Below are 16,146 nucleotides of genomic sequence, written 5' to 3'. Positions count from 1 at the left end.
AAGAATCCCCGTATTGTAAACGGACCAAGGACCGACGGGCGGAATTTGCGGGACCGCCGATCAGAAAACCGGCATCGACCAGCGCTGCTATGCGCGCAATCCGCTGGCTGCCTTCGCCAGAGCCGTGATCTTCGCCCAGTCTCCGGCCCGCATTGCTTCTTTCGGCGTGAGCCAGGAGCCGCCCACGCAGGCCACATTCTTACAGGCGAGAAACTGCGGCGCATTGTCTTGCGTGATCCCGCCGGTCGGGCAGAACGTTACATCCGGCAAGGGTCCGGCAATGGCATTGAGCATGCCGACGCCGCCGGCCGGCACGGCCGGGAACAGCTTCAGCTGGCGGAAACCGGCTTCGCGCGCCGTCATCACTTCCGACGGCGTCATCACGCCCGGCAGCAGGGACAGTCCGCTCGTCTCGGCCGCCACGACCAGCGCCGGTGTCAGCCCTGGCGACACGCCGAACACGGCGCCGGCATTGCGCGCGGCGGCCAGTTCCTCGGGCCGGGTCAGGGTACCGACGCCGACAATCGCATCCGGCACCTGTTGCGCAATGGCGCGGATGGCAGGCAGGCCGTGCTCGGTGCGCAGGGTGACCTCCAGCACCCGGATGCCGCCAGCCACCAAAGCCCTGGCAAGGGGCACGGCATGTTCGGGTTCGTCGATCGCGATAACCGGGATCACCGGCGAGGTGCGCATGATGTCGAGCAGAGTCATGGTGAGTGTCCTATCGGCGGATCAGGTGGTCTTCGTCGGAAAACGATTGTTGTTCGGGAACCGCGAGCGGATTGTCGGCTTCTTCCGGCAGGTGCAAAGGCGGCGGCAAACCGAAGGTGGCCGCGCCCTGCTCCGCTTCGCTCACCGATGCGCGGAATACGGCGAACAGCTCGCGCCCCATGCCGACATGATTGGCGGACAGATCCGCCGCTTCAATGCCGCGCGCATTCCATTCCGCTTCCGGCACCAGCGCCTGCAGCACGCCGTTTTCCGCGTCGAGACGGATCAGGTCGCCGTTGCGCACCTTGCCGAGCGGGCCGCCGGCCAGCACTTCGGGTGAAACATGAATGGCGGCCGGCACCTTGCCGGAAGCACCGGACATGCGGCCATCGGTGACCAGTGCCACATGCCGTCCGGCATCCTGCAGGTTGGCGAGCGCCGGCGTCAGCGCATGCAGTTCCGGCATGCCATTCGCGCGCGGCCCCTGGTAGCGCACCACGGCCACGAAATCACGGTCCAGTTCGCCCGCCTGGTAAGCGTGCATGAAGGCTTCCTGCGACTCGAAAACGATGGCCGGCGCTTCCACCTTGCGGTGCTGCGGCTTGACTGCGGAAATCTTGATCACCGAGCGGCCGAGGTTGCCGTTCAACAGCTTCAATCCGCCGTTGGGAGCAAACGGGTTGGCAACGCCACGCAGCACGCTCTCATCCGCGCTCTGCGGCGGCGCCGGCTTCCAGACCAGCTTGCCATCCTCCAGGAAGGGTTCGCTGCAGTGCGCACGCAGCCCCTGCCCCAGGATCGTCGTCACATCTTCGTGCAGCAACCCGGCGTCGAGCAGTTCGCGGATCACGAAACCGGTTCCGCCCGCCGCATGGAAGTGATTGACGTCGGCATCGCCATTCGGATAGATCCGGGTCAGCAGCGGCACCACGTCCGACAAGGCATTGAAGTCGTTCCAGTCGATCACGATGCCCGCGGCCCTGGCAATCGCCACCAGATGCAGCGTGTGATTGGTCGATCCCCCGGTCGCCAGCAGGGCGACGATCGCATTGACGATGGACTTTTCGTCGACCACATGCCCGACCGGGCGGTATGCGTTGCCGAGCGCGCTGATCTGCACCGCCTGGCGCGCGGCCGCCGCCGTCAGCGCATCGCGCAACGGGGTGTTGGGCGTGACGAAGGCGGTGCCCGGCAGGTGCAGGCCCATCACTTCCATCAGGAACTGGTTGCTGTTGGCGGTGCCGTAAAAGGTGCAGGTACCGGGACCATGATAGGACTTCGCCTCCGCCTCCAGCAATTCGTCGCGGCCGATCTTGCCCTGGGCGTAGAGCTGGCGTGTCCTGGCCTTGTCTGAGTTGGATATGCCGGTGGTCATCGGGCCGGCCGGTATGAAGACTGCGGGCAGGTGCCCAAAATGCAGCGCGCCGATCAGGAGGCCGGGCACGATCTTGTCGCATACGCCGAGATAGACTGCCGCATCGAACATGTTGTGGGAAAGCGCGACCGCGGTCGCCATGGCGATGGTATCGCGCGAAAACAGCGACAGCTCCATCCCGGGCTGGCCCTGGGTGACACCGTCGCACATGGCCGGCACGCCGCCGGCGAACTGTGCGACGCCGCCGGCAGAACGCGCCGCTTCCTTGATGATATGCGGGAAGTGTTCAAGCGGCTGGTGCGCAGACAGCATGTCGTTGTAGGCCGACACGATGGCGACCGAAGGATTCCGCAATTGCTTCAGTACCAGCTTGTCGTTGACCGGAAAGGCGGCAAAGCCGTGCGCGAGATTGGTGCAGCTCAGGGCACCGCGATGCGGCCCCTCGCCGCGGGCCACCTCGAGACGCGCGAGGTAAGCCGAGCGCCAGGGGCGGCTGCGTTCAATGATTCGTGCCGTGACGGACTGGAGGACTGGATGGATGGGCATGGTCGGATTGTCCGGAAAGATTGCGGAGCGGAAGGCGTTTATGTAATTTTACTACACAAAAGGTCGGTTCACCGCTCAAGCATCGTTGTGCTAGCGTCAGCCCCGCACTCGGTTTTCATAATTTCCTGCTGCATTTTTCGAGGGAAAATGGTTCTCGCGCAATGAGGCAGCTCAACACGAGCCATAGCGAAATGACTTATTTTGTAGTGAAATTACCATAATGTGTGTATAGTTAAACTATCGTCTATCGACCGACCAGCGCCCGACATCGCCATGAGCCAATCCGCCTTCACCGCCGCCGCCGCCCATGATCCGCTCCAGTCCCATTTTGCCGAGGCGAAGAACTGGCATATGCGTATGCTGTTTTCCCAGGAGCCAGACCGGTTTTCCCGGTTCTCGGTCAAGGCGGCCGGGCTGTTTCTCGACTATTCGAAGAACCGGCTGAACGACACCACCATGCGGCTGCTGGCGGCCCTGGCACGCGAGCGCGGACTGGAACAGCAGCGTGATGCAATGTTCAGCGGAAAAAAGATCAACACGACTGAACAACGCGCCGTGCTGCATGTGGCTCTCCGTGCGCCTCGCAATGCCGCAATCCAGGTAGATGGACAGGACGTGATGCCGGAGGTTCATCGTGTCCTGGACCACATCCGCGACTTTGCCGAACGCGTGCGCTCCGGCCAGTGGACAGGCTGCACCGGCAAGTCCATTACCGACGTGGTCAACATTGGCATCGGCGGCTCGGACCTGGGACCGGAAATGGCCTGCCGCGCCCTGCGCGCCTTCGTTCATCCGCGCCTTTCCATGCATTTCGTCTCGAATGTCGACGCGCATGATATCGATTCGGTCTTGTCGCACGTCAATCCCGAAACCACGCTGTTCATCATTGCCTCGAAAACATTCACCACGGTGGAAACCATGATGAATGCGCAATCGGCGCGAACCTGGTTCCTGCGCCAGCGCGGCGCGGCCGACTTGCCGAAGCATTTCGTGGCCGTGTCCACCAACACCAAGGCGGTGGCCGCCTTCGGCATCGATACCAACAACATGTTCCCGTTCTGGGACTGGGTCGGCGGCCGCTATTCGATCTGGTCGGCAATCGGGTTGCCGCTTGCGCTGGCCATTGGCTACGATCGCTTCGCGGAATTCCTTGCGGGCGCCCATGCGATGGACCAGCATTTCCGCACTGCTCCGCTGGAAAGCAACATGCCGGTGATCCTCGGGCTGATCGGCGTCTGGTACCGCAACTTCTTCGGCTTCAGCTCGCTGACCATCGCGCCCTATCACCAGGACCTGGAACGCTTCCCTGCCTATCTGCAGCAGCTGGAAATGGAAAGCAATGGCAAACGCGTGAGCAAGGAAGGCAACGCGCTGAATATTGCAAGCTGCCCGGCGGTCTGGGGCGATGTGGGGACCAACGGCCAGCATGCCTACTTTCAGCTGCTGCACCAGGGCACGGATGTGATTCCGGTGGATTTCATCGCGGCGCTCAAACCCAGCCACGCATTGCCGGGGCATCACACCGTCTTGCTCGCGAACTGCTTCGCCCAGTCGGAAGCCCTGATGCGCGGCAAGACTTCCGACGAGGCGCGGGCCGAAATGCGGGCACAGGGCCTGGCGGAAGACGACATCGACACCCTTGCACCGCACCGGACTTTCCCGGGCAACCGTCCCAGCAACACCATTCTGATGGATGCGCTAACGCCATCGGCGCTCGGTGCCCTGATCGCCCTGTATGAACACAAGACCTTTACCCAGGGCGTCCTGTGGGATGTGAACAGCTTCGACCAGTGGGGAGTCGAACTCGGCAAGGCGCTCGCCAAGAACATCGAACCGGAGCTGACGGGAACGCCGCGCCCGGACGCCCATGACAGCTCCACCAACGGCCTGATTGCCCTTGCAAGGACAGGATTGATCTCATAAGGCATACCAGGAAGGTGAAGCGGCGTGGCAGCGGGATCCACCCCGCGCACCGATCCAGCCTTGGGATGCACAGGATTCAACGCCCTCCCGAACTGCGCAGCACAGGATACTTTTTCACCCATTCATTGTTACATCATGGCTCTTTCTGATTTTGATCTGGTTCTATTCGGTGGCAGCGGCGATTTGGCGATGCGCAAACTGCTGCCCGCCCTCTACCTGCGCGACCGCGCACAAAACCTGCCTCCGGGCGGGCGCATCATCTGCGTCGGGCGCCATGAATGGAGCCGCGAGCAATTCGTAGATGCGGTCAACGAAAATGCCAAGCCGAACATCGCCTCCGCGATGTTCGAGTCGGTGCTGTGGACCAGCTTTTGCGGGCGCATCGATTATGTCGCGCTCGATGCCGGCGATCCGTCCAGCTACCAGGCGCTGGTGCAGAAAATGCGTCCCGATCCGGCGATCACCCGAGTGTTCTATCTCGCCACGCCGCCCAGCCTGTTTGCGACCATCTGCAACAACCTGGCTGCATGCGGACTGGCCACCTCCAACTCGCGCGTCGTACTGGAAAAGCCGCTCGGCCGCGACCTTGCCAGCGCCCGGCAGATCAATGCAGAAGTCGGCCGCGTGTTTTCGGAATCGCAGATCTTCCGCATCGATCACTACCTCGGCAAGGAAACCGTACAGAACCTGCTGGCCCTGCGCTTCGGGAATGTGCTGTTCGAACCGCTGTGGCGCCGGGAATGGATATCTGACGTGCAGATCACGATCGCCGAGGAACTCGGCGTCGGCAACCGTATGAATTACTACGATACCGCCGGCGCCTTGCGCGACATGCTGCAGAATCACCTGCTGCAATTGCTGTGCATCGTCGCCATGGAACCTCCGGTATCGGCTTCGGCCGACGCGGTGCGCGATGAAAAGCTGAAGGTGCTGCGCTCGCTCAAGCGCCTCTCGCCGCAGGAATTGGCGCAGAACGTGATCCGCGGCCAGTACCGCTCGGGACACGTCGACGGCATGCCGGTACCCGGCTACCGCAAGGAACCCGGCGCCAATCCCGCTTCCCGCACCGAGACTTTCGTTGCACTCAAGGCCGAGATCGATACCTGGCGCTGGGCTGGCGTGCCTTTCTTCCTGCGTACCGGCAAGCGCATGGCCGATCAGCTGGCGGAAGTGGTGGTGCGCTTCAAGTCGGTGCCGCATCCGATCTTTGCCCAGCCACACGGCGGCTACCACAACAACAGCCTGATCATCCGGCTGCAGCCGGATGAAGGCTTGCAGCTGAGCCTGATGGCGAAGACGCCGGGCGACGGCATGCGCCTGAAGCCGGTGGAGCTGGAACTCGACTTCCGCGAGACCTTCAAGACGCCGCGCATGGACGCGTATGAGCGCCTGCTGCTCGACGTCCTGCGCGGCCACCTGACTCTGTTCATGCGCAGCGACGAACTGGAAGCAGCCTGGGAATGGGTGGAGCCGATCCTGAAATTCTGGGAACAGGAAGAGGACGATCCCATTCCTTACGCTGCGGGCAGCTGGGGCCCGGCTGCAGCGAGCGCACTCATCGGCCGTGATGGCCTGCAATGGCGCGAAGAAGCGCTGCCGGAACTCTGAGGCAAGCTCATATGCTGCTCGACGCCATCCGCACGCAACTCGATTCCCTGTCCAAGTCCGAGCGCAAGGTCGGGCTGACGGTATTGAAGCATCCGCAGCTCGCCGTATCGGAAAACATCGCCGCGCTCGCTAAAAGCGCACAGGTATCCGAGCCGACCGTGGTGCGCTTCTGTCGTGCGCTCGGCTTTGAAGGCTGGCAGGAATTCAAGCTCAAGCTTGCGCAAAGTCTGGCGGTCGCGCCGCCGGGGTCCGATGAGTCGCCGAAGCAGGATGATCTCGCCTCCGACCTCGTGAGTAAAATCTGCAGCCGCTCGATCAATACCCTGCTCGACCTGCGCAACAGTCTCGATCCAGAGGCGATCCAGCGCGCGCTGGATGTGCTGGTGCACTCGAACAAGATCGAGTTTTACGGACAAGGCACGTCGGGCATCGTCGCAATCGATGCGCAGCACAAGTTCTTCCGCTCGGGCATGCCCACCGTCGCCTACAGCGATCCGCACATCCACAGCATTTCCGCGTCCCTGCTCAGGAAGGGCGATACGGTAGTGGCGATATCCCAGCGCGGCAACAGCAGTGCCCTGCTGCGCAGCGTCCAGCTGGCGCGCAAGATGGAAGCAGACGTCATTGCCCTGACCCCGAGCGGCACTCCGCTTGCAGAGCTTGCCACCGTGCTGGTGCCGATCGACCTGAGCTTCAATACCGATCCCTATACGCCGATCTCGGCGCGCCTTGCGCATCTGGTGGTGATCGACATCCTCGCCGTCGGGCTCGCCCTGAAGCGCGGTCCGAAATTCCGCAACCAGATGCTCAATGCGCAAAAGGCATTGCAAAAATTCGACATGCAATTCGATACGTTTTTCCGCTGAGCACCTTGCAAAGCCGTCCATGCGATTCTTGATCCGCGCCAACATGCCGGTCGGCAGGGCATGGCTTACTTCTGCTTCGTTTTTGCGATTGCGTACAATGGGACTTTTTTCGCTGCAGATGCCGCCCGGATAATGCCATGAACCAACTCGAACAGCTCAAGCAATACACTACCATCGTTGCCGACACCGGCGACTTTCAGGCCATGAAAGCCTTTGCCCCGCATGACGCGACCACCAACCCGTCGCTGATCCTGAAAGCGGTGCAAAAGGCGGAATACAAACCCTTGCTCGAACGGGCGGTGCGCGACCATGCCGGCAAATCCACGGGTGACATCATCGACCGCCTGCTGGTGGCCTTCGGGGTGGAAATCCTGAACCTGATCCCGGGGCGGGTATCGACCGAAACCGACGCCCGCCTGTCCTTCGACACCGAGGGCACGATCGCGAAGGGACGCGCGCTGATCGCGCTGTATGAATCCGCAGGAATTGCGCGCGAGCGCGTGCTGATCAAGATCGCATCGACCTGGGAAGGCATACGGGCAGCCGAAGTGTTGGAAAAGGAAGGCATCCGTTGCAACATGACCCTGCTGTTCTCGCTGCCGCAGGCCATTGCGTGCGGCGATGCAAACGTGCAGCTGATCTCGCCCTTCGTCGGCCGCATCTACGACTGGCACAAGAAGTCGACCGGCCAGGAATACGCCGGGGCCGACGATCCGGGAGTGCAGTCGGTCAAGCGGATCTACAACTATTACCGCAAGTTCGGCTATCGCACTGAAGTGATGGGCGCGAGCTTCCGCAATACCTCCCAGATCGTCGAACTGGCGGGATGCGACCTGCTGACCATCAGCCCGGAACTGCTGCAGAAGCTGGCCGAGAGCAATGCGCCGGTCAGCCGCAAGCTCAGCCCGGAACAGGCGCAGATGACGGACCTTCAGAAACTCACACTGGACGAGAAAGCCTTCCGGCTCATGCTGAACGACGACGCGATGGGTACGGAAAAGCTGGCGGAAGGCATCCGCCTGTTCTGTGCCGACGCGGTGAAGCTGGAAAAGATGGTGGCTGAACTGCGCTGACCGACAGCTTGGCTCCTGCTCCCTTGCTAAAGCGGCTTCTACAAGCCTGCAGGGGAAAGGAAGCAGGGTGCGCGGTGCGCACCGGAATTGCATGTTACGCGCGGCGCACCCTGGTTTCCCGTGGCGAAAATTGAAATTCGCTCTAAGGGTTTTTCAATTGTGAAACCGCACGCGCCATTGCCAGTGCATTCTCGTCGCCAGCATGGCGCAAGCCTTCCACGACACCTTCGCGGTTGGCCTGCGGCTGATTCTGGCTCACCTTCCATTTGCCGATCAGTCTTGTCAGGCTGATCTCGATCCCCACGATTGCAGCCAGTTGCCTGTCGATGAAATCCGGCGGCGCATCCGCCAGCTTCCACGGCTCTGGCCGGCCCGCTTCATGGCGATCGGTAAGCCGTTCCAGCAAGGATCGAAGCCACGCCGGGTCGTCGACCGCCCGCATTCGCCCGTAGGCATGGACCACCATGTAGTTATAGGTCGGCACCGCCTTCCCGTGTTCCCGCTTGGTCGCATACCAAGATGGCGAGATGTAGGCCTGCGCGCCCTGGAACACCACCAGCGTCTCCAGGTCTGCCGAAAAGTCGCGCCACACCGGATTGCTGCGGGCTACGTGCGCGCGCAGCGTGCCGAACGGCGCCGGCTGAGGATCGAACTCGAAAGGAAGGTGATTTGCGTTGAGCCCTTCCTGCCCGACCGTGACCAGCATGCCTAGCGGGTGACGGCGCATCAGCTCATGAAGAACTTCGGCGCGCTGCTCTTCGAAATGTGCCGGCAAATACATGCTGCGCTCCTCACCATAAAGATCGCCGTCAACGCCCGCAAGCGCAGCCGTTTACAGCTTTTCCGTCTCGCCCGACTTCGGTTGCCATTTCATCAGGCGCTGCTCGATCACGCCGACCAGGATATCGAGCACCAGCGCAAATATGGTCAGCACCACGATTCCCGCGAATACGGTATTGATGTCGAACGTGCCTTCCGCCTGCAGGATCAGGTAGCCCACGCCGCGCGCCGAACCGAGATACTCACCGACGATGGCGCCGACGAAAGCCAGACCGACCGAAGTATGCAGGCTCGAAAACACCCAGGACGTTGCCGAGGGCAGATACACCTGGCGCAGCAGCTGGCGCTGGTTTGCGCCGAGCATGCGCGCATTCGCCAGCACCACGGGACTCACTTCGCGCACGCCCTGATAGACGTTGAAGAACACGATGAAGAACACCAGGGTGACGGCCAGTGCAACTTTCGACCAGATGCCGAGGCCGAACCACATGGCAAAGATCGGCGCGAGGATCACGCGCGGCATCGAATTCGCGGCCTTGATGTAAGGATCAAGGATGGCGGAAGTCAGCGGCGACAGCGCCAGCCACAAGCCGAAGCCCAAGCCGAGCAAGGTACCGATGCCGAACGCAAGCAGAGTTTCTGTCAAGGTGATCAGCAGGTGCGGATAGATTTCGGCCGGAAAATTCAGCGTGAACCAGGTCGAATCGCCGAAACCGACTTCCAGCGTGCCGGTGCCGACGGTGAACCATTGCCAGATGCGGACCAGCACCTTGAGCGGTTCACCGAAAAAGAAGGCTGTCTTCGGGTCCAGCGTAGCCACATGCCAGATAAGGAAAAAGATGACCAGCACGAGAGCTTGCCAGATACGCAGGTTTTTATGATTGGGTTTGATGAGATTCCACATGGCGGGTCGTTCGATACCGGTATTTCTATGCTGTTTCTGCCTTCAAGGCGATTACATTGTGTGCGCAGCGGGGCTTCGCTATGCGCGCGTCTTCTGCTGCTGGTAGCCCTTCAATACTTCCTCCCGCAGCACGCCCCAGATCTGCGCGTGCAGTTCGACGAAGCGCGGATGGGTGCGCACTTCCGCCACATCGCGCGGACGCGGCAGGTCGATGCTGAATTCCCCGATCGGATGGGTCGCCGGCCCGGCCGACAGGACCACCACCCGGTCGGACATGGCGATCGCTTCATCGAGGTCATGGGTGATGAACAGCACCGCCTTTTTCTTCGCGCTCCACAAGTCCAGCACTTCGTTTTCCATCAGCTGGCGCGTCTGGATGTCGAGCGCGGAAAACGGTTCATCCATGAGGATGATGTCCGGGTCGAGTACCAGCGTCTGTGCCAGCGCCACCCGCTTTCGCATGCCGCCAGATAGCTGGTGCGGATAGCGGTCGCCGAATCCGCGCAGGCCGACACGCGCCAGCCATTCCTCGCCCTGCGTTCTCGCCCGCTCCGCATCAACGCCGCGGAATTGCAGGCCGGCGATCACGTTCTCCAGGGCGCTGCGCCAGGGCATCAGGGCCTCCGCCTGGAACATGTAGCCGGCGCGCCGGTTGATGCCCTTCAGTTCCTCGCCGAACACCTTCACGCTGCCGGACGAAGGCTGCAACAGGCCGGCGCCGACGTTCAGCAGGGTGGATTTACCGCAGCCCGTGGGACCGACGACGGAGACGAATTCACCGGGTGCGATATGAAGATTGGTATTGGCGACTGCCGTGTAGCGCTGAGAGCGGTCGTCCTTGGATACGAAAGTGCAGGTAATGCTGTCGAGTGCGAGTGCTGGAATCATTGGTCAATCATTCCGCCGGCAACCAGGGCCGGGCGTGTGGGATGGCAAGGACGCAAGGCGCGGCATTCCAGCCCGCGCCTTGGCTGGTTGCTTTATTTGTATTTCGCGTTGGCCTTCTTCGCAAAGTCATTGGTGAAGGTCTTGGACAGGTCGATATCCTTGCTGGCTAGGTCAGGCTCGAATGCCTTCAGGGCTTTCAGGGCAGTCTGCGGACCATTGTCCGGGAAAATGCCATCCGGCGACAACGCTTCCCGCACCTTCAGGAAAGCCTGGATGTACAGCGCGCGGTCTCCCAGCTGATAGCTCTCCGGCACCACCTTGGTGATTTCCGCCGGTCCGGCCTTTTGCAGCCATTTCAGTGCCCGCACCATGGCATTGGTCAGGGCTTGCACGGTATTCGGATTCTTCTTGATGAAGGCTTCGGAGGTATAAAGCGTTGCCGCAGGCATCGGGCCGCCGAACACGTCGATCGTATCCTTCATGGTGCGGGTGTCGGCGATCACCTTGATATCGTTGCTCTGCTCCAGCATGGTGATCACCGGGTCGAGGTTGGCGATCGCATCGATCTGGCCGGTACGCATGGCGGACAGCGCACCTGCTGCCGTGCCGACGCCGATGAAGGAAACATCCGTCGGCTTCAGACCGGCCTTGGCGAGCACGAAATTAGCCATCATGTTGGTCGACGAACCCGGCGCGGTAACGCCGATCTTTTTCCCTTTCAGGTCGGCGATCGTCTTGTAGTTAGGCATGGTCTTGGTCGAAGCGCCAAGCACGATCTGCGGGGCCCTGCCCTGCAACACGAAGGCACGGATCATCTGCCCCTTCGCCTGCATGTTGATCGTGTGCTCGTAGGCGCCGGAGACCACGTCGGCGCTGCCGCCGACCAGTGCCTGCAGGGCCTTGGCGCCGCCGGCGAAATCGCTGATTTCCACCTGCAAGCCTTCATCCTTGAAATAGCCGAGCTGTTCGGCGATGGTCAGCGGCAAGTAGTAGAACAGGTTCTTCCCGCCCACCGCGATCGAGACCTTCGGTTTTTCCAGGTTCTGGGCAAAGAGGCTGCTGTTGAAGCTGAAGTAGCCAAGCAGGAACAGGGTCAGTGCAATGGCAAGCTGTTTGAAAAAGCTCTTGTTCATGATGTCTCCTGGGGTGCTTTCTATGAAGATGCAATACGCGCATCATCATACTCCAGGTCAAGCAAGACAGCGAGATGCTACAGCCTGCGACAGAAGCAGTTGGCCTCGCCGCAATGGTTCACGAGATCAGTCCGGATTCCGGCCGCCGCACTGAGATCAGCATGGACCGCGGCGCTGGGTGGGGACGCGGCTAAGTGGAACGGCGATCCAGCATCGCCCGCGCGATGGTGCCTGCGTCCACATATTCGAGTTCGCCGCCGACCGGCACGCCGCGCGCCAGCCGGCTGACTTTCAGGCCCCGGGCTTTCAGTGTCTCGCTGATGTAGTGCGCCGTCGCCTCGCCTTCGTTGGTGAAATTCGTGGCCAGCACCACTTCCGACACGATGCCATCAGTAGCCCGCGCGATTAGCTTCTCGAGATGAATATCCTTGGGGCCTATGCCGTCCAATGGTGACAAATGCCCCATCAGGACGAAGTACAAGCCCTTGTAGGTCATTGTCTGCTCGATCATCAGCTGATCGGCCGGGGTCTCGACCACGCACAGCAGGCTCTCGTCGCGATCGGTGTCCATGCAGGTTTCGCACACTTCATGTTCAGTGAAGGTATTGCACCGGGCACAGTGGCGGATGCGCTCGACCGCTTGCGTCAGTGCCCGTCCGAGCATGGCGGCGCCGTCGCGGTCATGCTGCATCAGGTGATAGGCGATGCGCTGCGCCGATTTCGGCCCGACGCCGGGGAGGCGGCGCAGAGCTTCAGCGAGAAATTCGAGGCTGGAAGGGGATTTCACTGGATATATCTGTTACCGCTTGGACAAGGCAGGATTAGGGACTGGCCGCACCGGATGCAGCCCGCCCTGCCTGTTTGCGAATCAAAAAATTAGAACGGCAGCTTGAAGCCCGGAGGCAGCGGCAGGCCTGCCGTCATGCCGGCCATCTTTTCCTGGGATGTGGCTTCGGCCTTGCGTACCGCATCATTGAAGGCTGCGGCAACCAGGTCTTCCAGCATGTCCTTGTCGTCACCCAGCAGCGACGGGTCGATCGACACGCGCTTGACGTCGTTCTTGCAGGTCATCACGACCTTTACCAGGCCGGCGCCGGACTGCCCTTCCACTTCGATCTGGGCAAGCTGCTCCTGCATCTTCTTCATGTTGTCCTGCATCGCCTGGGCTTGCTTCATCAGCCCTGCCAATTGGCCCTTCATCATGGTCAATCTCCTGTTCTATCAAATTGGTCTGATCGAACCCGGCACGATGGTCGCGCCGAATTCCCGCATCAAGGTTTGTACAAAGGGGTCGCTGCGCATAGCCTCCTCCGCCTGGCGCTGCTTCTCTTCACGCTCCGCAGTGGCCTGAGCGCTCGCAGTATGCTCGACTTCCCCGAGCTCGGTCGTCACCCGCACTGCCTGGCCGAAATGCTCGGACAGCGCCGCCGCAAGCTTGTCGACGCTGCCGGCCGAGCGCAAGGTATCGAGCGGAATGCGCAGCAGGAAATGCGCGCCCTCGCCATTGTGTTCGCACTGCATCAATTCACTCTGGAGTGCCAGTTGCTGCGCCACGCCGCGCACTGGCAGTGCGGCGGCCAGAGCCGGCCAATTGCCATCCCAGTTCAGCGCCGGTACCGGCTGGATGACATTCGGTTTTGGTTTTTCAGAGGCGGCCGCGGCGGACGCGCCGCTGGAATCGCGGGATACGGCCGCTGACGGCGCTACGGCATCACCGGCTTGCCTGGCCGGCTCAGTTTTTTTTTGCGCCTGATCTATGGTGTCGGCCGATAGCTGCGGCGCCTGCTCCCAAGGCGGCGTGGCCGCCGCCTTGCGCTGGGGCGCAGCCGCCGAAGCAGCCTTGCCGCCATTGCGTGCCGCCTCCAGTGCCGCCCGTGCCGGGCTCATGCCGCCTGCCGGTCGGCCAACCGGTACGCTGGCACTGGCAGTCTGCGGCGCAGCGCTAAGCCGTGCCGGGGCCGCAGCGCTTACTGCGGGCGCAGGTGCCGCCGCAGCTCTGGTAATCTGGCCGGCCGACTTTGCTTCTTCGCTTCCTGCTTGCGGCCTGAAAGCCAGCATGCGTAACAGGGTCATGGAAAATCCAGCGTACTCGTCCGGTGCTAGGCCGAGTTCATTACGCCCGTGCACGACAATCTGGTAATACAGCTGCACCTCTTCCGCATCGAACACCGTTGCCAGGCGCATGATGTCCTCGCGCTCCGGTACATCATCCGCCACTGCCGTCGGAACGCTCTGGGCAAGCGCGATCCTGTGCAGCAATGACCCGAGGTCTTGCAGGGCTGCGTTGTAGGACAGGCTGCGCGCTGCCATTTCATCGGCGATCGCAAGCAGACCCGCGCCATCCCCGGCAGCCAGGGCATCCAGCACCCGCACCAGATAGGATTGATCGAGCGCGCCCAGCATGCCCTGCACCGCCTCCAGCGTAACCTTGCCGGCGGCATAAGCGATCGCCTGATCGGTCAGGGACAGGGCATCGCGCATCGAGCCGTGGGCGCCCTGGGCCAGCAGGCGTAACGCGGGCGGATCGAATTCGATGCCTTCCTGGCCAAGGATATTTTCAAGATGGCCGATGATGTGTCCGGGCGGCATCTGCTTCAGGTTGAACTGCAGGCAGCGTGACAGCACGGTTACCGGGATTTTTTGCGGATCGGTGGTCGCCAGGATGAATTTCACATGCTCGGGCGGTTCCTCCAGCGTCTTCAGCATGGCGTTGAACGCATGGTTGGTCAGCATGTGGACTTCGTCAATCATGTAAACCTTGAAGCGCGCATTGGACGGCGCATAAATCGCCTGCTCCAGCAATTGCGCCATTTCATCGACACCGCGATTGGAGGCGGCATCCATTTCGATGTAATCGACGAAGCGGCCAGTGTCGATCGCCAAGCAGGCTTCGCAGCGGCCGCAGGGATTTGAGGTAATCCCGGTTTCACAGTTGAGAGATTTGGCTAAAATCCTCGATAATGTCGTTTTGCCAACACCGCGCGTGCCGGTGAAGAGATAGGCGTGATGCAAGCGCTTCTGCTCCAGGGCATGGGTCAGGGCGCGCACGACATGTTCTTGTCCGACGAGCGTATCAAAGCTTCTGGGGCGATATTTGCGGGCAAGGACTTGGTAAGACATGGGAAAGCCGGGTTTTTGGTATAGACCGCATTTTACCCGACCTGGTGTAAGTTATTGACCTGGCAGCAGCGCAAGCCTCGAAGAAACCCAAACAGGATATCCATCATGCAATGGCCTACTCATGAAGTCACCAATCAGGTACCGGAACTCGTCGGCTACAACGTCTTTTCGACTGATGTCGCGCTGGCGAATGGCTTGCGCCAGGGCGGCGCCGGCTGGCATGAGGAAAGCCTGACCCGTTTCGGCGCCGAACTCGGCAGCAGGGAAGTATTGCAACTGGGGGAGCTGGCCAATCGCCATTTGCCGGAGCTGAACACGCATGACCGTTTTGGCAATCGCATCGATTCGGTCGAATTCCACCCGAGCTGGCATCAGCTGCTGGCCCTGCTGCGACGCGAGGGATTGCATGCCCTGCCCTGGATGCAGCCGCAACCGGGTGCCCATGTGGCGCGCGCCGCCGGCTATTTCATGCAGTCGCAGGTGGAATCCGGTTCCCTGTGCCCGACTACGATGACTTTCGCTTCCATCCCGGTCTTGCAGAACGAACCGGAATTGTTTGCCAGGCTGCAGTCCAAGCTGCTTTCGCGTGAACACGATGCCCGCGACCTGCCACTGGAACAGAAGACATCCATGATGATCGGCATGGGCATGACCGAGAAGCAAGGCGGCTCCGACGTGCGGACCAACACAACGGTTGCGCGTCCCCTGCGCGGCGAAGGGCGTGGTGCGGAGTATCTGTTGACCGGACACAAATGGTTCTTTTCCGCCCCGATGTGCGATGCGCATCTGGTCCTCGCGCGCACCGAAGGCGGCCTGTCCTGCTTTTTCGTGCCGCGCTGGCGGCCTGACGGCAGCAAGAATGCGGTATTGGTCCAGCGGCTCAAGGACAAGCTGGGGAACCGCTCGAATTCGAGCAGCGAAGTCGAATTCCAGGATGCATACGGCATCATGGTCGGCCCGGAAGGCCGCGGGATTCCGACGATTATCGAAATGGCGAACCACACGCGGCTTGACTGCGTGATCGGCAGCGCCGGCCTGATGCGCCAGGCTTTCGTGCAGGCCGCCCATCATGCGCGGCACCGCAGCGCTTTCGGGCGGCTGCTTGCGGAACAGCCGCTGATGCGCAATGTGCTGTCCGATCTGGCATTGGAAAGCGAAGCGGCGACCCTGTTGATGCTGCGCCTTGCGCGCGCTTTCGAAAGCCTGCAGGACCCGCTGG

Annotated in this window: 14 protein-coding genes; 5 read left to right on the top strand and 9 right to left on the bottom strand. The window is 61.5% G+C overall.

Features of this window, described 5'->3' with window-relative positions:
- Positions 1–87: 87 nt before the first annotated feature.
- Both HGHM_RS05670 and edd read right to left on the bottom strand, forming a co-directional pair.
- Positions 88–711: a bifunctional 4-hydroxy-2-oxoglutarate aldolase/2-dehydro-3-deoxy-phosphogluconate aldolase gene (locus HGHM_RS05670; RefSeq protein WP_019140543.1), complete on the bottom strand. Its 624-nt coding sequence runs from the start codon at positions 709–711 to the stop codon at positions 88–90.
- A 10-nt stretch (positions 712–721) separates the two neighbouring features.
- A complete protein-coding gene (gene edd, locus HGHM_RS05665; RefSeq protein WP_019140542.1) occupies positions 722–2,632 on the bottom strand; it encodes a phosphogluconate dehydratase in 1,911 nt (636 codons plus the stop codon).
- Between the two features lie 273 nt (positions 2,633–2,905).
- Between edd and pgi the strand changes: the two genes are divergently transcribed.
- From pgi to tal, 4 genes are all read left to right on the top strand, one after another.
- Positions 2,906–4,555, top strand: a complete 1,650-nt coding sequence (gene pgi / locus HGHM_RS05660; RefSeq protein ID WP_019140541.1) for a glucose-6-phosphate isomerase — start codon at positions 2,906–2,908, stop codon at positions 4,553–4,555.
- 135 nt (positions 4,556–4,690) lie between these two features.
- On the top strand, positions 4,691–6,163 hold the full coding sequence (zwf, locus tag HGHM_RS05655) for a glucose-6-phosphate dehydrogenase (protein WP_019140540.1): 1,473 nt from the start codon (positions 4,691–4,693) through the stop codon (positions 6,161–6,163).
- Positions 6,164–6,174: 11 nt separating this feature from the next.
- Positions 6,175–7,029, top strand: a complete 855-nt coding sequence (locus HGHM_RS05650; protein WP_019140539.1) for an SIS domain-containing protein — start codon at positions 6,175–6,177, stop codon at positions 7,027–7,029.
- Positions 7,030–7,166: 137 nt separating this feature from the next.
- On the top strand, positions 7,167–8,102 hold the full coding sequence (gene tal, locus HGHM_RS05645; RefSeq protein WP_019140538.1) for a transaldolase: 936 nt from the start codon (positions 7,167–7,169) through the stop codon (positions 8,100–8,102).
- 142 nt (positions 8,103–8,244) lie between these two features.
- Here tal and HGHM_RS05640 read toward each other — a convergent pair whose 3' ends face one another.
- The 7 genes from HGHM_RS05640 to dnaX form a co-directional block, all read right to left on the bottom strand.
- Entirely contained in the window at positions 8,245–8,883 is a 639-nt protein-coding gene (locus HGHM_RS05640) for an FMN-binding negative transcriptional regulator (protein ID WP_019140537.1), read from the bottom strand.
- Positions 8,884–8,934: 51 nt separating this feature from the next.
- Positions 8,935–9,786, bottom strand: coding sequence for an ABC transporter permease (locus HGHM_RS05635; protein WP_019140536.1), 852 nt, complete (start codon positions 9,784–9,786; stop codon positions 8,935–8,937).
- Positions 9,787–9,864: 78 nt separating this feature from the next.
- Positions 9,865–10,674 carry an ABC transporter ATP-binding protein gene (locus HGHM_RS05630; RefSeq protein ID WP_019140535.1) on the bottom strand — a complete coding sequence of 270 codons (810 nt, stop codon included), beginning with the start codon at positions 10,672–10,674 and terminating at the stop codon, positions 9,865–9,867.
- A gap of 92 nt (positions 10,675–10,766) precedes the next feature.
- Complete coding sequence (locus HGHM_RS05625) at positions 10,767–11,807, bottom strand: ABC transporter substrate-binding protein (protein WP_019140534.1); 1,041 nt, start codon at positions 11,805–11,807, stop codon at positions 10,767–10,769.
- Between the two features lie 190 nt (positions 11,808–11,997).
- The gene (recR, locus tag HGHM_RS05620; protein WP_019140533.1) at positions 11,998–12,594 is read right to left on the bottom strand and encodes a recombination mediator RecR; all 597 of its coding nucleotides are present in this window, start codon (positions 12,592–12,594) and stop codon (positions 11,998–12,000) included.
- Positions 12,595–12,683: 89 nt separating this feature from the next.
- Positions 12,684–13,010, bottom strand: coding sequence for a YbaB/EbfC family nucleoid-associated protein (locus HGHM_RS05615; RefSeq protein ID WP_019140532.1), 327 nt, complete (start codon positions 13,008–13,010; stop codon positions 12,684–12,686).
- An 18-nt stretch (positions 13,011–13,028) separates the two neighbouring features.
- Positions 13,029–14,927 carry a DNA polymerase III subunit gamma/tau gene (gene dnaX / locus HGHM_RS05610; RefSeq protein ID WP_026075727.1) on the bottom strand — a complete coding sequence of 633 codons (1,899 nt, stop codon included), beginning with the start codon at positions 14,925–14,927 and terminating at the stop codon, positions 13,029–13,031.
- A 105-nt stretch (positions 14,928–15,032) separates the two neighbouring features.
- On the opposite strand from dnaX, the gene HGHM_RS20795 reads away from it, so the two are divergent.
- Positions 15,033–16,146, top strand: a 1,114-nt coding sequence (locus tag HGHM_RS20795; RefSeq protein WP_019140529.1) for an acyl-CoA dehydrogenase family protein, incomplete at its 3' end; no start/stop codon positions are given.

Origin of the sequence: Noviherbaspirillum massiliense JC206, from assembly GCF_000312045.1 — a bacterium.
Lineage (GTDB): Bacteria > Pseudomonadota > Gammaproteobacteria > Burkholderiales > Burkholderiaceae_D > Noviherbaspirillum > Noviherbaspirillum massiliense.
This window is presented reverse-complemented; position numbering and strand designations above follow the sequence as displayed.